Annotated in this window: 16 protein-coding genes and 2 pseudogenes; 9 read left to right on the top strand and 9 right to left on the bottom strand. The window is 67.4% G+C overall.

Annotated features, from left to right (window positions below; translation table 11 throughout):
* The first annotated feature begins 89 nt into the window (after positions 1-89).
* The gene (locus IEZ15_RS32990) at positions 90-320 is read left to right on the top strand and encodes a hypothetical protein (RefSeq protein WP_189280636.1); all 231 of its coding nucleotides are present in this window, start codon (positions 90-92) and stop codon (positions 318-320) included.
* Here IEZ15_RS32990 and IEZ15_RS32985 read toward each other — a convergent pair.
* From IEZ15_RS32985 to IEZ15_RS32970, 4 genes and pseudogenes are all read right to left on the bottom strand, one after another.
* Positions 299-877, bottom strand: coding sequence for an HAD-IA family hydrolase (locus IEZ15_RS32985; protein ID WP_229846256.1), 579 nt, complete (start codon positions 875-877; stop codon positions 299-301). The two genes, IEZ15_RS32990 and IEZ15_RS32985, sit on opposite strands and share 22 nt — an antisense overlap.
* A pseudogene (locus IEZ15_RS32980) lies at positions 861-1122 on the bottom strand (DUF6009 family protein); the annotation flags it as partial. The gene IEZ15_RS32985 and the pseudogene IEZ15_RS32980, both read right to left, overlap by 17 nt.
* Positions 1119-2513 (bottom strand): DNA primase family protein, encoded by a 1395-nt coding sequence (locus IEZ15_RS32975; RefSeq protein ID WP_189280651.1) that lies wholly within the window; start codon positions 2511-2513, stop codon positions 1119-1121. The gene IEZ15_RS32975 and the pseudogene IEZ15_RS32980, both read right to left, overlap by 4 nt.
* A 142-nt stretch (positions 2514-2655) precedes the next feature.
* A complete protein-coding gene (locus tag IEZ15_RS32970; RefSeq protein WP_189280635.1) occupies positions 2656-3780 on the bottom strand; it encodes a bifunctional DNA primase/polymerase in 1125 nt (374 codons plus the stop codon).
* Between the two features lie 1854 nt (positions 3781-5634).
* Between IEZ15_RS32970 and IEZ15_RS32965 the strand changes: the two genes are divergently transcribed.
* From IEZ15_RS32965 to IEZ15_RS47305, 5 genes and pseudogenes are all read left to right on the top strand, one after another.
* The gene (locus tag IEZ15_RS32965; protein WP_189280634.1) at positions 5635-6135 is read left to right on the top strand and encodes an ATP-binding protein; all 501 of its coding nucleotides are present in this window, start codon (positions 5635-5637) and stop codon (positions 6133-6135) included.
* Between the two features lie 460 nt (positions 6136-6595).
* The gene (locus IEZ15_RS32960; RefSeq protein ID WP_229846254.1) at positions 6596-7384 is read left to right on the top strand and encodes an NAD-dependent epimerase/dehydratase family protein; all 789 of its coding nucleotides are present in this window, start codon (positions 6596-6598) and stop codon (positions 7382-7384) included.
* 15 nt (positions 7385-7399) lie between these two features.
* Positions 7400-7516: pseudogene (locus tag IEZ15_RS46525) on the top strand (RICIN domain-containing protein); the annotation flags it as partial.
* Between the two features lie 257 nt (positions 7517-7773).
* Positions 7774-7959 carry a hypothetical protein gene (locus IEZ15_RS47310; RefSeq protein ID WP_373302672.1) on the top strand — a complete coding sequence of 62 codons (186 nt, stop codon included), beginning with the start codon at positions 7774-7776 and terminating at the stop codon, positions 7957-7959.
* A gap of 181 nt (positions 7960-8140) precedes the next feature.
* Entirely contained in the window at positions 8141-8764 is a 624-nt protein-coding gene (locus IEZ15_RS47305) for a hypothetical protein (protein WP_373302671.1), read from the top strand.
* A gap of 416 nt (positions 8765-9180) precedes the next feature.
* On the opposite strand, the gene IEZ15_RS32945 is transcribed toward IEZ15_RS47305, so the two are convergent.
* Positions 9181-9768, bottom strand: coding sequence for an IPT/TIG domain-containing protein (locus tag IEZ15_RS32945; protein WP_189280632.1), 588 nt, complete (start codon positions 9766-9768; stop codon positions 9181-9183).
* Positions 9769-11032: 1264 nt separating this feature from the next.
* Between IEZ15_RS32945 and IEZ15_RS32940 the strand changes: the two genes are divergently transcribed.
* From IEZ15_RS32940 to IEZ15_RS32930, 3 genes are all read left to right on the top strand, one after another.
* On the top strand, positions 11033-11242 hold the full coding sequence (locus tag IEZ15_RS32940) for a DUF5988 family protein (protein ID WP_114248681.1): 210 nt from the start codon (positions 11033-11035) through the stop codon (positions 11240-11242).
* Positions 11243-11367: 125 nt separating this feature from the next.
* Complete coding sequence (locus IEZ15_RS32935; RefSeq protein WP_189280631.1) at positions 11368-12702, top strand: beta-ketoacyl synthase N-terminal-like domain-containing protein; 1335 nt, start codon at positions 11368-11370, stop codon at positions 12700-12702.
* A gap of 146 nt (positions 12703-12848) precedes the next feature.
* Positions 12849-19211, top strand: a complete 6363-nt coding sequence (locus IEZ15_RS32930; protein WP_268250456.1) for a type I polyketide synthase — start codon at positions 12849-12851, stop codon at positions 19209-19211.
* Between the two features lie 459 nt (positions 19212-19670).
* Here IEZ15_RS32930 and IEZ15_RS32925 read toward each other — a convergent pair whose 3' ends face one another.
* From IEZ15_RS32925 to IEZ15_RS32910, 4 genes are read right to left on the bottom strand one after another with little or no spacing between them, the layout of a single operon-like run.
* Positions 19671-20021, bottom strand: coding sequence for a VOC family protein (locus IEZ15_RS32925; protein ID WP_189280630.1), 351 nt, complete (start codon positions 20019-20021; stop codon positions 19671-19673).
* A gap of 43 nt (positions 20022-20064) precedes the next feature.
* Positions 20065-20334 carry a hypothetical protein gene (locus IEZ15_RS32920; protein ID WP_189280629.1) on the bottom strand — a complete coding sequence of 90 codons (270 nt, stop codon included), beginning with the start codon at positions 20332-20334 and terminating at the stop codon, positions 20065-20067.
* Between the two features lie 29 nt (positions 20335-20363).
* Positions 20364-21575, bottom strand: a complete 1212-nt coding sequence (locus IEZ15_RS32915; RefSeq protein ID WP_189280628.1) for an RNA polymerase sigma factor — start codon at positions 21573-21575, stop codon at positions 20364-20366.
* Positions 21572-21943 (bottom strand): YciI family protein, encoded by a 372-nt coding sequence (locus IEZ15_RS32910; RefSeq protein WP_189280627.1) that lies wholly within the window; start codon positions 21941-21943, stop codon positions 21572-21574. Before IEZ15_RS32910 ends, IEZ15_RS32915 begins: the two co-directional genes overlap by 4 nt.
* Positions 21944-22010 lie beyond the last annotated feature (67 nt).

Below are 22010 nucleotides of genomic sequence, written 5' to 3'. Positions count from 1 at the left end.
GACTCATTGCTGGCCTGACGGTCCGACAGACTGGCTGAGGATCGACCCGCTACAGTCCCAAGCGCGCCCGTCGCATCGTCAAACTGGTAGTGCCCGGTGACGGCTATGTGCCCGCCGACGACCTCCGCGACGACAAGAACGTCATCCTCCGCGGACACAGCGCCGCCCTCAAGCGCGCCCTGCAAAGAGGCTGCATGCGCGGACTGAGGCCGGCAGAGATGAAGGCCCCCGATCGGCAACCCCTCCGCGGTCTGGCCACTGTCGGCGTCCTGGCGAGGACGGACCCCAAACGCGCCACCTACCGCTTCAACGAGCAGTGAAGGCCACCACCACGGCGCAGACCGGCCGTGCGGCGGCAAGCTGGTGCGTGGCCCGAGTGGCTGTTGTTCTGCGCGATGGAGATGCCCTTCGGGCGGTTGGGGGCGCGGCGCTGCAGATGTTCAGTGGGTGGCGGTCGCCAGCAGCCCGGGCAGTTCGCGCATGTCGTCGAACACGGTCGCGCCCGACCGTTCCAGCCGCGAGGCCGGTATGAGACCACCGCAATGCCCGAGGCCCCCATTCCGGCGGCACCGGCTGCCTGGACTCCGTACGCGCTGTCCTCGATCACCACGCGCCGCCCGGGGTCCACGCCCATGGAGCGGGCCGTGTGAAGGAAGAGATCGGGAGCAGGCTTGCCGGTCGAGACGTCGTCGGCGCTGATGATGCGCCCCGCGAAGTGGTCGCTCAACGCGACGATCTCCAGATTTCGCCTGGACGCCGTCGCGGTCGCCGTCCGAAGCGACGCAGACGGTGTGGTGAGGCCGTTCAAAGCCTCCGCGATGCCGTCGACAGCGGTCAGTTCGGCTTCAAAGGCTGCAGCGACCGTCGGGCTGCCCATCACCGGTCGTGGGGCAGGAGCCAGAAGACGCGACGCAGGGAGGTGCCTGAGGCGCGTGAGGAGCGGGAGGTGGGGCCGAGTACGGAATAGCCGACCATACGGCCGTCGCGGTGGTACGCGGGCTTTCCGCGGCGGCTGGGGAGCCGGTCGAGACCCTGGCGGACATGCTCGAGCGCGCCGGTGTCCTCGAGCCAGACGAGGGCGTTCTCGTGGGCAAGTTGGCCGGGCTCGATGAGGACGCTCATGCCTTCTCTCCAAAATCAGAGTTCAGCCCGATTCCGGGGTAGAACTTGCGCTGGTTTGAAAAGATCATCTCTTTGGGTGTGGCGATGCCGACGGTCTCACGCACACGTGCGGCGAACGCCCGGGAGGAAATCGGGTTGGCGCCCTTGAGTCGGCACCAGTTCCGGTAGCTGCTGTAGAGCTGGGTCTGTTCCGCACGCAGGGCAGGATCCGCTGTGCAGCACTCGCCCAGGAACCGGCCCGTGTGGTCTTCGGTCTCCACATACGCGGAGGTGGCGATGCGTACCTGCGGGGGGCCGGTCAGGTCGCGAGGGCCGTTCAGATAGCGGCGTGCGCCGGTGACGAGCCAGTGCAGGATGCCGGGCCCTTCTTCGGTGACCAGGACGTCGGCGAGGTTCTCGACCTTCCGGTCGTCAGCGACGATCCGCTCGAACGGGATCAGCCTCATCCGGCTCCAGAACGCGTAGCCGCCGGTGACCACCTCGGGGCGGTGATTGCCGAGCAGCCACAGTTTATGGGTGGGGGCGAAACTGAAGAAGTCCTGCCGCATCCTGCGGGCCTTGATCCGGTCTCCGCCGGTCAGTAACTTGACGCGCGACTCGTCGAAGCGGTCTCCGGGCTTGAGTTCGGAGCAGACGATGATGCGTCGGCCATGCAACTCGGCGAGATCGGTGGGGTGCCCTTCGAAAGACCGCGCCATCAGGAAACCGGGCGGGGCGGCATCCGCGTAGTCCCCCATGAGCTTGACCATGACGTCCAGAAGAACGCTCTTGCCGTTCTTCCCCTGTCCGTACAGGAACGGCATGACCTGCGCGCCGACGTCCCCGGTGATCGAGTAACCCAGCAGCTCGTGCAGGAAGTCGATCATCTGACGGCCGGCGGCGTCGTCGCCGAACGTGTCGGTGAGGAACCGCTGCCAGCGCGGTGTTCCCATCGGCCGGGCTTCGACGCTCGTTGCACGCGAGTGCCAGTGCGTCTCCGGATCCGGCGCGGCGACCAGACCTGTGTGGAGGTCGACCACCCCGTCCGGCGTGCACAGCGCATAGGGTTCCGCGTTCAGCAGCGAAGCGTTGAGAACCATCCCCGGCGCGGCCTTGGCCTGCATCAGCATGGCCATCATTCCGGACGTAGCCAGAGCCCGTCGGCGATGCCGGCGCAGCTCCGCCCCGCCGTGCCGCCCGTGCGGGTCGGTCTCCGCCAGCCTCTCGGCCATCTCACCGGCCGCCCACAGTACGGTGTCGTCCTCGTCGATCACCCATCGATAGCCCGACCATCGGTACCAGCCCAGGCCCGGCACATGCCTGAAGTCCCGCCCGTACAAGGCGACGAACAGCTTGGCGTTGCCACGGTCACTGAGAGTGTCGGGCAGCAGACCGTGCTCGGTTGCCCGCATCACCGTCGGAACAGCTCTCTTGGTGGCCTGCGCCGGGACGGTGTTGGCGGGCGAGCCGAGCAGAATCTGGCGCGCGACCTCTTGAGGGTCGAACGGCCCGTCTGAGGGTCGAACGGCCCGTCGTCGTGGCTCGGTGCGTGATTCACCCACGGTCTCCCAGATCGAGGGGACGGCGGCTGCCCGCAAGCATCCCGGACTGGATGATGCGCAGTGTTCGGCGTTCCTGGCCCGGGCGCGCTTGAACCGCGGCCGCCGCAAGGGCCGCTTCCGCATCGTGCACCGCCAGGCGGCCTGTGCCGACCGGACCGCCCACGGTATGGGCGACTCGGTTGAGCCTGGCACTGGAGCTTGCCCCTTCTGCCACAGCGGTGCAGTCGAGGACCGGGGTCAGGACGGTGGCCAGGGTCGCTTCCGCGAGGCTCAAGCCGCCATCTGCGGCCAGGACAGCCTCCCGGGCACGCTGCGGCACAGGCGTGGCGCGGTCCCGCTGGGCAGGTGGCACAGGACGGTGGCCGTTCCGGACAAGCTCCACGACGAGCCGGTCCGGCAGTCGTGCCGGGCGGTGCATCGATTTGAGAGCCCGGTACGTTCCGGCGGCTGCCCTTGTCCCGGGCGCGAGAATGTGACTGCCGTGGGCGCGTACATCCACTTGCCAGGCCGGCGCCCGGCCCGGACTTGAGCCCGCCGAACACCGCCAGGTGTACCCCGGCCCAGCGACGTACCGGATGCGCAGCCCTCCGGACGGAGTACGCACCCGCAGCGTCGACACATCCTGGGCGGAGTCTTCCGCACCCCGCAGCACCGCGAGGAGCACGAGACTGTGAAATCCGTGCTGGAGTCCGTGCAGTGACACCGAATGGGGAATCGCGATGCCGGGCAGCTGCCGGTCCCGCTCGGGCAGCGGTGTCTCGTGGGCATCGACGTCGATGACGGCCAGACCAGCCGGTCCGCACGCGACACCTACCCCGAACCCGGGCCGTTCCGCCCACCATGCCCGGATACACGTGGCATCGGTCGTCGCGAAGTGGAAGCCGTGACACCGACGGCCGGCCCGGATACACGGGCACTCGCGGTAGCTGTGGCCCGGTTTTCGGCAGTCGTGGCAATTGGCCCGGGGTGTCTTGCGCCGGACAGCCAGCGGGTGCACCGACCGGCCCCGCCGGGCGCACCACAGCGCGATCGGCAAGGCGTCAGACCACGGAGTTGCCGCTTGAGACGCTCCCCTCCCGCCTGAGTTGCTGTCACATAGGTGCAGCTCAGGAACCATACGTACTCCTTTCAGCGACTGAAGCGACTCAAATTCCACATAGGTGGAGTGCAGATATGCCGAAACGCCTGGGGCCCACACCGGGCCCGCCCAGTGACTGTTGCCCTCACGTTCATCCGGCTGCACGGAGCAATATCCAATCGAGGAACTATCTGGCTGAATCGATGCGGTGGCGACAAGGAGACACCCCTTGTCTCATCTGCAAGTTCCAAGCTCGATCACCTATCCGTGGGAGGGATTTTCATTTCCGCATAAATATGCTCTCCAGAGGGATCCAGGCGAGACACCGGGAGGTGCAGCGTGGAAACGGCTGATTGTTATACAGGTGTGGCTGGTGAGCGTCACCCGATCTCACTCACCCCGACGTGAAGACACCACAGGAAACCTGTCGATCCGGCATCAGCTCCATAACCAATCCCCTCGCCGACATGCCACTTCATTTGCTGCAGCATCGAGGCTGCACTATTCCGTAACTCAGGGTCAAATGATCAGCGCAGTGTGCTGGCCGGAGTCAGGGTCGCTGCACAACATGCCTGCTCACAGCAGACGGCAGGCCCGTCTCACAACACCCGTGGACGGGCTGATTCGCGATGTCGCGGGTGATCCGGACTGCGGCGGTGCGGTTTTCAGCCGAGCCATGGGTGCCGGTGACGATGCCGAAGTACACGGCGCACAGAACTAGAGGGTCGCGATGTCATGACACCTTACGGCTCCGCCATGTAGTGCCACCGCCCATCGAATTCCCACGCGCGATCACGCCGAACGGATCACGCCAAGAACGGGCGTTGCAGATGGTTGTGAAAGGGAATCAGAAGAAGCGATTCACCAAGCCGCATAGTTGAACCTTGTGGCACCGATTTCACGGCATCGCGGGCCGCCCACGCGCATGAACCACTTCGCCCGGATGGTTGATGGTGGAACTTCGCAGGGAGTCTTCGAGCAGTCCGATGTGGGTGACGAGCATATTGCTACAACTGCGCCATTCGGGTGAATGCCCGTCAGCTTTGTTGCTGTCATATGTGGCCAAGAGGATAACTGTCACTATCCAAACCGGTGGGCCGCCCACCCTCCCCGGGGGAGCGGCTGTTCATTCGTCTTGTAGCTATCCAGGTGAGGTGAAGACCTGGGGATCTGCTGGGCGTGACTGCCGCAATGGGCACCCCCGTGGGAGGGGTTTGGATCCGTCAGTCGGTGCCGGTAGCCGGTGCCGACTGGCGCGGCGGCCCATGTGACCTCTTTTGGGGGCACCATGCGAGCTTCCCTGACGATTGTTCCTCCGTACGACGCCCGGCCCGCCGGAGCACGGAGTCTGCTGCACACCACGGCACCGAATCACCCTCAGGGCGGCCGATGGACGCCGTCGTACGGACCCCGTTCGGTGACTGGCGTTCCGCCCCCGATCCCGCCCTGGCGGCCGTATCACCACGCGGCACGGGCACTGTCCGTGTGACCGTGACCGCCTTCTGCGGATTCACGGGCCCGGCGCCATCCCTGTCGGCGGGTTCACCGCTCATCTCACTTATGTGCTGCCGCCCGGTGGCAACGCAATCAATCTCAACGGTGCCGGTCCGAGCGTCGCAACCATGGACCGCGACTGATCCGGGTCGGGGTCGACTCCACTGGAAAGACGGGACTGCGGGCGGCCTGGCTCACCCTTCGTACGTCCGCCGCGCCGGCGGCGGCACCCCCGCTTCCCACCACCGAACCGCCCACTTGGCCCGCGGCACGGTTGTCCCCGGCCGGCGAGCACATCACTACGGCAGGAATCCCACAGCCAGCGGCTCGGACCGCGTCCCGTCCCGAAGTGCAAACCCCTACCCCACCTGAGCAAGGCCTAGGACGAGAGGAAGAGCCATGCTGCCGACTGCTTGGTCGGGGGCGCAGATCGCACTGTCCCCCCAAGAGATTGAACAATGGCCAAAAACGGCGTCGGCCCGGACCCTGGCCGACGGTTGGCCAAGTAGACGACTGGCCTCGTTCCGCGTGCCAACACTGGAGCGAGCGGTGCCGGTCTGTCGCCAACTGGCCCGTTTGTGGATGGACTCCGCGGACATAACGGACGAAGGTGTCCGGTGTGCGGCCTTACTCGTGATCTCCGAGCTGATGACCAACGCCATCGTCCACACCAACAGCATCTCGATCACCGGCCGCCTGCAAAAGGACGGTGACTGGCTTCTGGTGGAAGTCCAGGACGAGGGTGAAACATCGTCCGACCCGCACCCGCACCGCGGCGGCAACGCCAATGAATACGGCCGAGGTCTGGTGGTGGTCGCGCAGTCCGCCCAAGCACTGGGAACGCAGCTGGAGACCGATGGCGGCCGCACGTTCTGGGCACGGATCTCGCTTACCGGGTGAAATCCGTCCAGAGGTCGTTCCGCGACCGGGGCGCCGTCCGCCGAGCCCCCTGTCCGGCGGCCGGGGAGATCCATCGTGAACTCCGCTCTCTCCAGAACCTTCCCTACGCCAGCAACTCCAGTTGCCTCCGGCTTCGGTGACCGGCCGGGTTGCGGTCTTGTCGTGGTGGCCGAGGGCCCTGGCGATCACGGGGCCGGGGCCTGGAGGACGAGTCGGCGGATCGCGGAGGTCCTGCCGCCTTGCGGTGGGTGCCGATGTCCGTAGGTAGTCTTGCAGGCTGAGCGGGTTCATCGGTTGCAGCCGATACGTCCCCGGCGAGCATTGAAGGTTCCGACAGCGCTCAGAGTTGGGCTGTCCAAACGCCTTCAGGGTGATCGTCCAGCGATGAGAGGATTGCCGCCTGCTCGGATCAGGCGTTGTTGAGGTCGAACAGGGGAGGCGTGCAGTGAGGCTGGGAACAGTGGTCGTCACCGGGGCAGCAGGAAACATCGGCTCGGTCGTACGCCGGGCGTTGCGCGGCGAGGTCGGCCGCCTGGTCTTGCTCGACCGCGTACCCCTCCAGGTCGAGGCCGCGAACGAGGTGGTCCACACCGTCGACCTTCGGGACGCGGCCGCCGTCGAGGCTGCGCTCGCGGAAGCGGACGCCGTGCTCCACCTGGGCGGCCTGCCGGACGAGGCACCGCTTGAGCATCTCCTGGAAGCCAACGTGCTGGGCACCCACCATGTCCTGGAAGCCGCTCGCCGCGCGGCGGTTCCACGGGTCGTACTGGCCAGCAGTAACCGCGTGACCGGTTTCTATCCCGCGGCCCATCACACAGGCCCACAGGAGCCGGTGCGTCCTGACGGGCTGTACGGGGTGAGCAAGGCAGCTATCGAGGCTCTGGGGCGGCTGTATGCGGACAAGTTCGATGTTTCCGTGATCTGCCTTCGTATTGGCAGCTTCGAGGAGGCGCCCACCGAGTCGCGCCATCTGGCGACATGGCTCAGCCCGCGCGATGCCGTCGGCTTCTGTCTCGCCGCGCTTATCGCCCCGCTCTCCACGCGTTTTGCCACGGTGTATGCCGTCTCTGCCAACACCCGCCGCTTCTGGGAACTCCCCGCGCAGTCCGAACTGGCCTACACGCCCATCGACAACGCCGAAACACATGCGTCGCACATCACCGACGCCAACGTCCCTGCCGATCCCGAAGCTCCGCAGGCCGGCCCGTATGCCCTGCCCGAGTTCACGTTGAAACACATCCGCCCCTGACGCGCCTACACGCTCCAAACCGTGAACAGCGGCAAGTGCCTGTCAGTCAACGGCGCAAGCACCAAAAACGGCGCCGCACTTGTCCAGTGGGACTGTGTGGAGGGCACCAACCAGCGCTTCCGGTGCGGCTGAACCAACACTCTCAAGCACGCTCATGCACATGCCGTCACCAAGAGATCGTGGCGGGGCGCACCTGACTCAGCCGATGCCCTGCCGTCCTCACCAGCTGCGCGGTGCCGCGCGTCGGCCACATCTCCAGCACAGCGGCCGAGCCGCCGACGTCATTTACAGGACATCGCTCGGCTTGGGTCTTGACCTCGACATGGCGGGTTGTATCCCTCTCGGACTCGTGTACTGGGAGGGCCCCGGTGGGGCTTACCCTCTCGTGCATGCTCCGTACCACTCCGCCCCGCCCCGTCGACGTCACCGTGTACTTCCCCGAGCTCGCACCACTGGCCCGCAATGCCGTACGGCTGCACCCTCGCGCCGGCGTCCCGGCAACCGTGGACAGTTCGATCGGCGCCACTGCTGTGGCCGGCACGGGAACCCTGGCCCACCTGCCCGGACCACGGTAGCCCCTGGCAGCGTGGCGTCGCGCCCGAGGACATACGGCTGCGGCGACGGGTTCTCGCCGCAGCATGGCGCCGGCCCAAGGAGGAAGGCGCCGACCTGCTGAGCCCAGAAGAACGGGCGACGGTCGACCGCATCAGCAAAGGCTCGCGGATCCCCCTGGACGGCCCGGTCCCGATGGTGCCGGTGGCCCAGCTCTACGCCGCGGACGTGCCCGATCTACCGCGGCCGGACGGCGCTGATCTGCTGCAGCTGCTGTGGTGCCCGTTCGACCACGACGAGGACTACCTGCCCCGGACCGAACTGCGCTGGCGAACCGCCGCCGACATCGCCGACCCGCTCGGCGCCGCCCCGCAGCCATCGGTGATCGGCAACAACGGCTACCTGCCCGAACCGTGCGTGCTGCACCCCGAGACGGTCACCGAATACCCGGCCCCGCACGAGCTGCGCGAGGAGCTGGCGGAGCGGATCGAGGCCTGGGAGGACCAGCACGACTTCTACTACCAGTACGACCTCGGCGTAGCCCCCGGCTGCAAGGTCGGCGGCCACGCTCCGTGGAGCTTCTCCGACCCCTTCCCCATGGTCTGCCCCGAGTGCGGCTCGGGCGTTCGGCCGCTACTTACCATCGACGGCAGCGAATGGGACGGCGGCAGCGGGAGCTGGCGACCGGTCGAGGATGCCGGCTACACCGGCCTACATTTCCTCGGCCCCGCCAATGCCACGCAGCTCAACATCGGCCGCGGCTACAGCCTGCAGCTGTACGTGTGCACAGCTTCCTACCACCACCCGCATCTGCAGAACATGCAGTGACATGGTGCATGCAGCCGTCGAAGCGTAAAACCAAGATATCCACCAGGGTTTCGGCACCGTCGCGCGATTGACCTGCAGCCGGCGACGTACCGAACACTCACAGTCAGGCGGGGCAGCTGACCCGCCAGGGCCAATCCGATCGCGAGGTGGACGTGCTGAACAGGCACCACGTCTTCTCTGCCCGAAACGGCAAGCGTCGAGACAAGACTCAAGTCAGGCAATCACTCACAGTGAGCCGACCCGGGTCCTCATCTGCGATTTCGCGAATGTGCGGCACGCGATTTCACCAGTCTCGGCCCCCGGCCGTCCCTGATTCCGAACAGCGCCGGCCTGCGCAAGGAACTCGCAGACCGGCGTTGTTCGGCCCTGGTCAGTCGGCTTGACGACGTGGCAGGTGAGAGCCGGTGAGGGGGATGTCAGATGTAGGTGTATCCGCCCGGGACGGTGGCGGTGCCGGCCCCGGTCGTGACCACGACCGGGACGTTGCCCGCGGCGGTGCCGGCCGGGATGATCCCGAACAGCAGGATCCCGGTGGGGTCACTGCCCAGCACGGTGGCCGGAACTCCGTTGACGGTGACAGTGCCACCGTTCAGGTTGGTACCGGCGATCACGAACGGGATACCGCCTGCAACCGGGCCCGAGGCCGGAGTGATGCTGGTGGCGGTGGGAGGAGCAGGCGTGGACGGGTCCACGTAGGTGTAGGACACCGAGTTGCTCGTGCCACCGCCGGTGGTGATGGTGACCGGCACCATGCCTGCGGCGGCGTTCGCCGGGACCACGATCGTGGCAGTGAGCCCCAGCACGTCCTGGGAGACGATGGTGGCTGGCGTGGTACCGAACAGGACGCTGGTGGCGCCGCTGAGGCCCACTCCGAGGAGCTGAACCGTATTGCCGCCGGCGACCGGTCCGGAGTTGGGCAGGACCGCCAGGAGCAGCGGACCGAAGGGGAAGGGCAGTTGGGCGGCCGACCGCGACTGGTCGGTCGAGGTTGTGTTTGTGGACATGACGGTTCCTCCTACGACAGGCGGACCGTTGCGGTCCGCACAGGGATTGGCCGAGATCGACGGCAGGCTTCCCTCATGCCCGACGCGGGGTCAGGGGTGAGAGGAAGAACGGCCCGCGGCTCCGGGGAAGGCGACCGGGCAGTGGCTTGCGGCGATGAGTCCGCTCGGGACGGGGGCGGACCCGACGGCGACCGGGGCCGACGGCCATCAGCCGCGACGTACGCACCACTGCCCGGTCTCAAGCACGGCGGGCCGCTTCACCAGCCGATGTCGGGAGCACCCACCGGCCGGTGTCTCTCCGGAGCAGCCATGCATTGGCTCAGCTCGCCGGAGCCCTGCCAGCAGGAAGGGCCGAAACGGGCGGGCCAATTGCCGAACTTCCCGGAGAGGGATGGGCGGCCCACCGGTTCAACGACTTCAGTAACCCCAATGAACGAACCGCCATCAACCCCTGCGCCAATCAGTCACCCGATTGGCCCAGCCCGAAATGCGCTCCGAGAACGGTGGCCAACTGCCGGACACTGCCGCCGCGATCGCAGCAATCACGCCAAGATCACTTCACCGCAGCCAGCCACCATCGGATATTTCCAGGATGTGCATCATGTCTTTTCGGCCGTGATATCCCGGCGGCAAACCGTCGCGAATGCGACTTCGCGATCCGGTGGGACCGGATTGGGAGATCCCATCGAAAAGATGGCATCCACCGTTCAGCGAATTACGCCATACGGGTGAACTGCAGGCGGTTTCGTTGCGAGATTATTCAGCCCCATGGGATAACCGTTTTGAATCCAACCGGTGGGCTGCCCTCCTCTCCGGGGAGCGCGGCAACCGACGATCCGCCGCAGAACTGGCCGGCCAGTTGTGAGCAGCATCGGGATCGTTCGTCGCAATGAGCGCCCCTCGGCAAGGAAGAGCGGCTCGCATCACCTCGCCAAGGGGCATCATGCGAGCTATCTGTGCTGTCCAATCCCCCATCAGGGTCCGCCTCCTGCCGTCGGGACCGGCCGCGATCCCGACGGCCGCCTCGTCGCTTCGTACGCGAGGCCGGCCGCCGATACCGCCCGCGCCGCCTCCGATCCGGCCACCGCGTCCTGGAGGGTGACGCGCCGCGCATGGGATTCCTGGACCAGCTGCGCGGCTTCGTGACACTCACCGTCCTGTGGTGGAAACATTTCCGGCTGCACTCGAGGCGGCGTGGCGGAAAGTAATCGAACCAACGCATTTGCTGATCACTCAGCGCTGATTCCCCAGACTGGAGAGCGCTATGCCTCAATCGATTCGCGTGATGCTCAGCGGTGGACCGGAGGGCTCTCCGTCGACCTGGGAAGTGAGATCACTGGACAGTGAAACAAGAGTGACGGTTCCCCACTGGAACGGTTATGAGCATTTCGAGTTCGCGGATCACTATGCCGAACTCGATGGCGAACTACTGCCGGTCTACCGCTGGATCTACCGCACATACATTGCCGAATAGATCCTGCGCGAATCTTTCGTTGCGGAATCTCTTTTCCAACAGCACGCAGCCGCTTACGCGCGGGTGCTGCCAACCGATCCGGAGGGGATCAAAATGACGACTTCTCTGTTGCACGTAGGTGTGTCATGAGCGGGACGGCACCTATCGCGGGCGGCTGCCGGTACGCGCGGGACGCCGTGGTCACCGGTATCGGGTTCTGCCTTCCCGGTGACGGGCGACCCGTCTTCACCGCGGACGACCTGTGGAACATCGCCTCCCGAGGGGCCACCTGCCTCATGCAGAGCAATGCCTACTACGGCTCCGTAGACCTCTCGGACGCGATGTTCGACGAACGCCTCCCCGATGTCGCGCCGTTCTTCTCACGCCACTACACCGCAGCGCACCGGTTCGGCCTGGTGTCCATGGTGGAGGCATGCTCGGACGCTGAACTGGACCCCCTCTCGGGCGACTTGGCCCACGCGGCGATCCTGGCCGGACGCGGCGGCGTCGACGCGAACATCGACAGCTACCTCGCCGTGCTGCGAGCCGACCCCGAGACCATTCGCGTGACGGAGGCGATGGAATTGTTCGTCGCGGCGGAACAGGCCGTCACTCCTTCCGACGTCGCCCTGGTCCAAGGCGCACTGTCTCGATCGAAAGGCCCCAACTTCACGGTCTCGTGCGGCTGCGCGTCATCCGCGGTGCAGATCGGCAACGCCCGACGCCTGATCGCGGACGGCGAGGTCGACGTCGCCGTTGTGACCGGCGTCGACATCTTCAGCGTCAAACTGATCCGTAACATCCAGCGCCTGCTGCAGGGCGCGCAGAAGACGTACGAAATCATCCGGTCCGACGACATGCCCGCGCTTCTGCCGTCCTTCGACTCCCTCATGCGCCCGTACGACCGGCGTGCCGACTGCATCAACCACGGCGAGGGATCGGCGACGGTCATCATGGAGAGCCGCGAGCACGCGTCCCGGCGCGGGGCCCACCTGTACGGTCAGGTGCTTGCCCAGGCCACGACCCGCGACGGGCTGACCAATCCTCTGGCCTCCGACGAGACGGGCAGCGAGCTGGTGTCCGCCGTCCGCCGATGTCTCGGAGACCGCTGGGAGATCAGCCAGGTGCCCTACGTCCACGGCGGCAGCGACGGCAACGTGGTGGTCACCGCCTTCGAGGCGAACGCGATCAAGGAACTGTACGGATCCGCCGCACAGAGCCTGCTGATGACGTCTCAGGAAGGCTGCTTCGGCCACAATGGCGCGCCGGCGGGCTGTCTCGGCGTTGCTCTGACACTGCTCATGATGGAGCGCGGCGAGGTGTGTCCCACCGCGAACTGCGAGCAGCCGGCGGACAACCTCACCTTCGACCCGGTCCCCGGCGTGCGTACCCGGCCTCTCGACTTCGACTACGCGCTGAGTTTCAACTACCAGGTCGGCGGGGTGAAGAGCGCGATCCTCCTGGGAAGCCCCGACGCCTGAGGTCCGCCCCGGTAACCCTCAGCCCCTTCCGGCGCGCGGTCCGCCCCCTGGCCGTCTGCGTCGCGACCCCGGATGAGCCGTCAGCAGAGCAGGAAGCTTCCCGCTTCCCTGCGCAGTCAATCGACTGATCGACAAGGAGAACCCTCGTGGGCCGACACAGGCATCCCTCCAACAAGGCAACGGACTCCATCGCTGTGATCGGCATGGGCTGCAGGCTTCCTGGCGACATCGACTCTCCCGCGGCCCTGTGGCGGCTGCTCGCCACGGGGCAAGAGGCGGTCGGGAGTCCGCCGCCGGGACGCGACGCACTCTGGTCGCAAGCCGACACCGAACGAACCCCCGGCGGGCCCACACCTCCTCAGCAGGGCGGGTACCTGAACGACGTGTCAGGTTTCGACGCGGACTTCTTCGGGGTCTCAGGCCGCGAGGCGGACGTACTCGATCCCCAGCACCGGTTGCTGCTGGAAGTGGCCTGGGAGGCGTTGGAACACGCCGGATTGCCACCGGATCGATTGACCGGCTCGCCGACGGGGGTCTTCGCCGGTCTCAGCTACAACGACTACATGGATCAGCTCGCGGGGCAGCCCCAGGAACTCGAGGGCTCCATCCTGACGAACGGACACTGCGTCGCCGCAGGCCGTATCTCCTACCTCCTGGGCCTGCACGGCCCCTGCGTGTCACTCGACACGGCCTGCTCGTCCTCGCTCGTCGCCTTCCACCTGGCCTGCCGGGCGCTGCTTCAGAACGAATGCGATCTCGCCCTCGCCGCCGGCGTCACGCTCATGCTCCGACCCAGGACAACCCTGTCCTTCGCCCGCATGGGAATGCTGTCGCCCACGGGACGCTGCCACACCTTCGACGCTGCCGCGGACGGCTTCGTCCGCGGTGAAGGCTGCGGCGCCGTCGTGCTCAAACGCCTGGCCGACGCCGAACGGGACGGCGATCGCATCCTCGCCGTCGTCCGCGGTTCCGCCGTGAACCAGGACGGCCGGTCCGACGGCCTGGCCGCCCCTTCTCCCACTGCCCAGCAGGCCCTGTTTCAGCAGGCACTCACAAACGCCGGGATCGACCCGCAGGACATGGGGATGATCGAGGCTCACGGAACAGGAACCCCGGTCGGTGACCCGATCGAGTTCACCAGCCTGGCGCAGGTGTACGGAAACGGCCACGGCCGGTGCGCTCTGGGATCGGTCAAGACCAACCTCGGCCACCTGGAGCCTGCCGCCGGGGTCACCGGACTGATCAAGACGGTTCTGTGCCTCCAGCACGGGCTCATCCCACCCAACGTGAACTTCACGCGCTGGAATCCGGCCATCGCCGCGGAGAAGACCCGCTTCTTCGTGCCCACCGAGCTGACCCAGTGGCCCGTACAGGCGCCGACGAGGCTGGCCGCCGTCTCCTCCTTCGGATTCTCCGGTACCAACGCCCACGTAATCCTGGAACAACCGCCACTGGACAGCCGAACGGCCCTGCCACGCCGACGGCAGACGTCTCAAGCCGCACCCGAAGTGGTCCTGGTTCCGGCCGGGTCACCCGCCGTACTGCCGACTGCGGCACTGCGGCTGGCCGACTGGCTGGAGGGCGACGGCGCGAAGGTACCGTTGCGCGACGTCGCACACACCTTGGCCCTGCGACGCAGCGCAGGGCGGGGACGTCTCGGAGTCGTGGCCCGTTCGACGCGCGACGCGGTCGGCGCACTGAGGTCTTTCGCGGCGGGCCGGGTCCACCCGGCCGTGGTGTCGGGGCCGACGAGTGTCACCGTCTCCCGGCAGCCGGTATGGGTATTCTCCGGGCAGGGCTCGCAGTGGCCGGGCATGGGACGCGGACTGCTGCAGCAGGAACCGGCCTTCGCAGCGGCCCTGGCCGAAGTCGACGCTCACATCTCCGCCGAGGCCGCGTTCTCCGTACTGGACGTGGTACGCGCGGGTGAACCGGTGACGGAATGTTCCAGAGTGCAGCCCGTGCTGTTCGCCCTGCAGATCGCGCTGGCCGCCACCTGGCGCGCCCACGGAGTCGAGCCGGCCGGTGTCATCGGCCACTCCATGGGAGAAGTCGCGGCCGCTGTCGTAGCCGGGGCACTGTCGCTGAAGGACGGCGCCAGGGTGATCTGCCGACGCTCCGCGCTGCTCACCCGGATCGCGGGAGCCGGTGCCATGGCAACCGTAGGACTGGACCGCGCCGCGGTGGAGGCCGAGCTCGCCGCCCACGGCGCCGAGTCCGTCTCCGTAGCGGTCCTTGCCGCGCCGAACTCCACCGTCGTGGCGGGCGACACCACTCAGGTGGCAAGGATCGTCGCCGACTGGAAGGACCGTGGTATCCCGGCAATGACCGTTGCGGTGGATGTCGCCTCCCACAGCCCGCAAGTGGACCCGCTGCTCGCCGAACTTCTCACCACCCTCTGTGACCTGACTCCTCAGCGCCCCAAGATCCCCTTCTACTCCACCGTGCTGAAGGACCCGCACGAGGTGCCGGCCTTCGACGCCGACTACTGGTGCGCCAACCTGCGCAACCCGGTCCGCTTCTCCCCGGCGGTGGCCGCGGCCGCCGCGGACCGCAACCTGGTGTACGTCGAGGTCTCCCCGCACCCAGTGGTCACACACGCCGTCGCGGAGAGCCTGGAAGACCTGGCCGGCGAACCGGTCGTGCTGCCCACGCTGCGCCGCGGAGAGGACGAGCCCACTACGTTCCGCACCCAGCTCGCAGCTTTGCACTGCGCGGGTGTGAACGTCGACTGGTTGCCGATGTACGCGCAGGCCGACCTCGCGGACGTCCCCACCATCGCCTTCGACCGCAAGCGCCACTGGGTGGATGCCGCCCGGCCGGCCGGCCCTGCGGAGCGGAGCGCCGCGCGCTCGGCCGTCGCCCTGCCGGGCAGTCACACCGAGGTACCCGGCGAACGGGTACGCCACTGCTGGCAGGGGGACGCCGGAACCACGGCGCTGCCCTGGCTGACCGACCACCGAGTGCACGGCACCCCCGTAATGCCCGGCGCCGCCCACTATGCCATCGCACTGACCACTGCCTGCGAGGTGTTCGGCTCCGCCCCCGCAGACGTAGAAGTCACCGACGTCTCATTCCGGGAGATGCTGCGCCTGGCCGAGCACACCGATCTCAGTACGACCGTCACGATGACCGCCCCGGATCACGCCACGTGCGAGATCTTCGGACGCGGTGATGACGGCCGGTGGGTGACGTACGCCTCCGCCGTGCTGCGCCGTCTCTCCCTGCCCTCGCGCACCCGCACCGTGTCCGTCGCCACCTTGGCCCGGAGGCACTCGGTAACCAGCGATCCCGCGGCTCTCTACGCAGGACTTCGTTCCCGGGGACTGGAACACGGTCCGGCGTTCGCCGGAATCACGGATCTGCACGCCTCCCGCAGCCGAGAGAGCTTCTGGGCCCGGGTGGAGGTCCCGGAGCCCGCACGGACTGGAGAGCACTCCTTGCGGGTTCACCCTGTCCTTGTTGACCTCTGCCTGCAACTCCTGGTCGCAGGGCCCGTCGAGGACACCGGCCAGGGGCTGATTCTCCCCGTCCACATGCAGGCGGTACGGATTCTGGGGGATCCCGCGACCGCTGTGTACTGCCACGCGCGGATCGTCGAGACCACGGCCGACAGCGCCATGGGGCATGCCCGTCTGCTGAACGAAGCAGGCAAACCGGTTATGGCCGTCGACGGAGTGAAGTTTGCACGTCGAAGCCCGCGGAAGGCCGACCATGCCGACCAGTGGTTTCTGGAGGCCGGTTGGCATCCGGTCCCACGTCCACAGGTCACGTCGCAGCTCCCGCCCGGAAACTGGCTCGTCATCGGGGAGGGCCAGGGAGACGCCGAGGCTCTGGCCGCCATCCTGCGCGAGGCCGGGGCTCAGGCAGAGGTGTGGGACACCCCGCTGGGAGATGAGCGGCTCGGACCGTTCGGTGAATCCGTCAGCACACACCTGGAGGCCATCCCGACCCCCGCGCGCGCCGTGGTGATGCTGTGCGGCACATCGCCCGCCACCACGGACGATCCCACCGTGGGCGCCCAGCGTCGTGCCCGACGAATCCTCGGCACTGCCCAGGCAGTCGCCCGCAATTCCACCCCTCCTCGCCTGTACGCGGTCACCCGGGCCGCCCGTGCGGTAGCGGCCGACGAGAGCGTGGATCTCGAGCAAAGCGCCCTGCGCGGCGTGATCCGCGTCCTGGCGTTCGAGCACCCGCACATGCGCGCCACCCTGGTGGACACGGACCATGGCGGCCCAGGTCTTCGGAGCCTGGCCGAGGAACTGCTCGCCGACAGCCACGAGGACGAGATCGCCCTACGAGGTGCCACCCGGTACATCGCCCGGCTCGACCGCGCCCCACTTGCCGCCTCCGAACAGGTCACGGCCGCCACCCGCACCATGCGCTACGGGGTGGACGGATTCCGGCTCCGGGCGGGGCGGCTCGGGGACCTCGGCAGTCTGGAACTCGCCGCGACCGGGCGGCGGACCCCAGGACCGGGCGAGGTGGAGCTGTGCGTCCGGGCAGCCGGCCTCAACTTCCGCGACGTACTCACAGCCATGGGGCTCCTGCCCGGCGAGCAGGACATCCGATACCGGATCGGCTTCGAGTGCGCAGGTGTGGTGACCGAAGTCGGGCCCGGCGTCGAGCACCTGAGTGTCGGCGACCCGGTGCTCGCCGTTCACCTCGAAGGCGGCGCCTTCGCCTCGTTCGTCACTGTGCCGGCGACCGTGGTCGCACCGATTCCGGCCGGGCTCGATCCTGTCTCCGCGGCGGGAGTTCCCACGGCCTTCCTCACCGCCTGGTACGCCTTGCGCCACGTCGGCCGGCTGCGGGCGGGGGAACGCGTCCTGATCCATTCGGCCAGTGGCGGCACCGGCTTGGCGGCGGTCGCCGTCGCCAAGCTGCTCGGCGCCGAGGTGCTGGCCACAGCCGGCAACGAAGAGAAGCGACGATACCTGCGGGGCAGCGGGATCAGCCGGGTGATGGACTCCCGGTCCCTGGACTTCGCCGAGCAGACCCGCAACGCCACCCACGGCCTGGGTGTGGATGTCGTCCTCAACTCGCTCTCCGGAGCGGCAGTCCGCGCAGGGCTGGAGACGCTTCGGCCCTTCGGCCGCTTCGTCGAACTGGGAGTGCGTGACATCCTGGCGGACGCCCCTGTTGGGCTGGCCCCGTTCCGGCACAACATCACCTTGAGCACCGTTGATCTCATCGAACTCCAGCGGAGCCGTCCGGACATGTTCACGACGGTGCTGCGTGAGGTACTCACCGAGTTCGCCGAAGGTCGTCTGAAGCCGCTGCTCTGCACCACGTATCCGCTCGCCGAAGCCACCGACGCCTTCCGTCTGATGGCCGGCGCCGGCCACATCGGCAAGCTGGTCCTGACCATCCCGAACCGAGGGGAGACCACTGCGGTGCTTCCCGAGGGGCCGCCTGTCGTTCACGCCGACGGCGCTTACATCGTCACCGGCGGCCTGCGCGGCCTCGGCCTGGCAACCGCGCACTGGCTGGCCGAGCAGGGCGCGAGTCACATCGTTCTCAACGGCCGCACACCTCCCTCCCTCGCCGCCGCGCGCACGATCAGGGAGTTGTCCGCCGACGGCACCCGGATCACTGTCGTACTGAGCGACATCGCCAAACCGGGAACCGCAGAACGCCTGGTGTCCACCGCCACCGAAGACGGGACACCCCTGCGCGGCGTCATGCACTGCGCCATGGTCCTCGAGGACGCCGCGATCACCAATATCCGAGACCCCCAGCTGAAGCACGTATGGAACCCCAAGGTCACCGGCGCGTGGCAACTGCACAACGCGACATCAGCCCACACACTGGACTGGTTCGTCGTCTTCTCCTCCATGGCCTCGTTGCTGGGCAACCCCGGGCAGGGTGTGTACGCCGCCGCCAACTCCTGGCTCGACGCCTTCGCCGCCTGGCGCTCGCGCACAGGCATGCCCACGCTCGCCGTCAACTGGGGACCGTGGGGCGAGACCGGTGTCGCAACCGACTTCAGCAGCCGGGGCTACGAGACGATCCCGACCGACAAGGGATTGCTGGCGCTCCACTCGCTCCTGGCACACGGACGCGTCCAGACCGGGGTGATCCCCGGGGAGCCGAGCACCTGGATCCCCTTCGCCGGACGGCAGTCCTCGTTCTTCAGCCTTCTCGCGCCGGGCAACGAACACCTGGCAGACAAGCCGGAGGACTCCCGCGACATCCGGGGCCGTCTTGAGGGCCTTGCGCCAGGCATCGCCCGGCGCGAGGCCCTCGAGACCTACTTGGCCGATCACATTCGCGGAGTTCTCCGGCTGGGCAGCACCACCCTTGACCCGCAGGTCCCTCTGAAGGCGCTGGGGTTCGATTCACTGCTGTCCATGGAATTACGGGTCCGTCTGGAATCCGGCCTCGGGGTAGAGCTCGCCAGCAACTTTGTCTGGCAGCATCCGACGCTGTCGGCACTGGCCGCAGGCCTTGCCGAGTGCATGGGTCTGAAACTGCAGAGCACCGATCAGCAGACCTCGAGCAGGTGATGGCGCAACCGGATCTCAAGAGGCGTGGGGCCACCCGGGAACATGGCCCCCGTGTCTTGTCTGGTGCCCGGCACCGGCTCCGGCGGTGAGGCTTTCCTCCAGGCGGCCCACGGCCGTCGGCGGGTGACATCAATGACGCATCTTCCGGCACCACGAGCGTGTCCGGGCCCGCATCCGACCAGATCGGCAACCGCAAACGCGTTGGCAGTGAGGGAGGCCGCCCGCCCTCGACCGGGAGGGCCACAAGGCTCGGCACGCGGCCGAGTGCGGCGTCGACCCAGCGGCGATCAGGAGAGAGGCGACCTTGCCCGACATCACGCAGCCCGCTGCCCCGTGTCACGTTCCGGCCGATGTTGATCGAATTCCCGGTGCAGGACACTAGCTGCTCAGATGGTTGGCCCGGGAACTGATCCGCCGTCGGTGACCCGGCCACCCGGGAACCCCCGGAGCCGGGATGCCTCACAGGTCGATAGCCCGCTCATGGCGGGGCTCGTACAAGCCCACCTCGCCGCCACCCGGCAGACGGAACCTGGTGAGCCGTCCCCAGCGCGCATCGGTCACTGGCTGCGTGAACTCGACCCCCTTGGCATTCAGGTTCTTCACCGTTGCTTCGACGTCGTCACACATCAGATAGAAGTCCTGCATCTCCGGGCCGTCCGTGGGATGCACGGCGACCTCGGTCGGCGGAAGCTTGAAAACCAGCCAGCCGCCCCCCACGTCGACGTGTGGGTACTCGAGCACATCCCTGAAGAAGGCCCGGTCCGCTTCCGCATCACGGCTGTAGATGATGACGTGCCCACCGTTGATCACGCGGCCAGGACAGGTCCTGACAGGACAACGCGGTGCTGCGACGTCATACGGGGTGTTGCGGATCAATCACCGGTCGGCCATTCGCGCAGAACCGCCGGCCGACGGCGAATGGACTGACAGTCAAGTCCTTGCGCTCTCCTGGCGGCTGCTTGCTCAGGAGCTGTTCAGATGCCTCAATCACTTCTTCCTTCAGCGCCTCAACGGCGACACCCCAGTTCTCGTCCCAGTCGTCCAGGTTGAGCACGCGAGGAGAACTGATCGTGATCTGCCCTCCATGGCGTGGATCGCGAACCTCGCAGCGTTGAAGCTGCATGTGACCCAGTGGAGGGATTGGGGCAGATTCTATGTTCTCACTCGACCGGCCCGGGCCTCCAGATAGCGCTGCTCGGCGATGCTGGCGGTGGATTTCGCGGCGCGCCGGTAGTGCTCGTACGCCCCGGCCGTGTCGCCGGTCTTCTCCAGCAGATGCGCCCGTACGGACAGCAGCCGGTGATGCCCGGCCACTCGCTCGTCACTGTCCAATGCGGACAACAGGGCCAGCCCAGCCTCCGGGCCCTCGGTTTCGGCGAGCGCGATCGCCCGGTTGAGGGTGATCATCGGGTTGGGCGCGATCCGTTCCAGGATCAGGTAAAGGGCGTGTACCTGCGGCCAGTTGGTCTCCTCGGCCGTGGCCGCGTCGGCGTGCGTGGCGGCGATGGCGGCCTGCAGCTGGTAAGGCCCCAGCGCCGGGCCGGCCAGCGACGCCTTGACCAGCTCGATGCCCTCGTCGATCAGCCCGCGGTCCCACTTCGTACGGTCCTGCTCGTCCAGCGGCACCAGGTCGCCGATCGCCGTCGTACGTTCCTCCCGGCGGGCGTGGGTCAGCAGCATCAGCGCGAGCAGCCCGGTCACCTCGCCGTCCTCGGGCAGCTGCGCATGCACCATCCTGGCCAGCCGGATCGCCTCGTGCGCGAGGTCGGCGCGGTACAACTCGCTGCCCGAGGAGGCGGTGTAGCCCTCGTTGAAGATCAGGTAGAGCACGTGCAGGACGACCCGTAGCCGCTCCTCGCGCTCCGCGCCGTCCGGCAGGCTGAACGAGCTGCCGGCAGCCTTGATGCGCTGCTTGGCCCGGCTGATCCTGGCCGCCATCGTGGCCTCCGGCACCAGGAACGCGCGGGCGATCTCGGCGGTGGTCAGGCCGCCGACCGCCCGAAGCGTCAGGGCTGTCTGGGAGGCCGCGGTCAGCGTCGGATGGCAGCACAGGAACAGCAGGACGAGCGTGTCGTCGGTGTCCGGTACGTCCTCGGGCGCCACCTCGGTGGCCGTCGCCGACTCCCGCTCACGGCGCGCGTGGTCACTGCGCATCTGGTCGATGAGCCGCCGGGACGCGACAGTCACCAGCCAGCCGCGCGGGTTGTTCGGCACTCCCTCGGCCGGCCACTGCACGGTGGCGGCGAGGACGGCCTCCTGTACGGCGTCCTCACACCCTTCGAACTGGCCGTGCCGACGTACCAGCGCGCCGAGGACCTGCGGCGTGAACTCACGCAGCAGGTCCTCGGTGGCTGATGCTGTCATGCCTCCAATTGTCCCTCAGCGAACATCACCTGTCGCACCTCGACCCCCAGACCCTCGATCGCGGTGTCCGGGATCTGCAATGCCAGTTCGATCGCCCGCTCCTTGTTCTCGCAGTCGATCAGGTAGAAGCCGCCCAGATACTCCTTGGACTCCAGGAAAGGTCCGTCGGTCACCACCGGCTGGCCGTTGCGCACAGACACCACAGCTGCCTGTGACGGGTCGACCAGCGCCTGCGTGATGATCAGCTCGCCGGACTTCTTCAGCGCCTCGATGAACGTGCCGTGGCCGGCGCCGATCGCCGCCTTCTCCTCGTCGCTCAGCGTGTCCATCGCGGCCGGGTTGATATGCAGGCTGATCAGGAACTTCATCTCGTACTCCTTGTGGTTCGCGAAGCCCCGGCGGGGCCCTTCGACCGATTGGTCGGAGCCGTCGCCG

Source organism: Streptomyces atratus (assembly GCF_014648655.1).
GTDB classification, from domain to species: Bacteria; Actinomycetota; Actinomycetes; order Streptomycetales; family Streptomycetaceae; genus Streptomyces; species Streptomyces atratus.
Note: the sequence above shows the minus strand (reverse complement) of the source record. Positions and strands in the feature narration are given on the sequence as shown.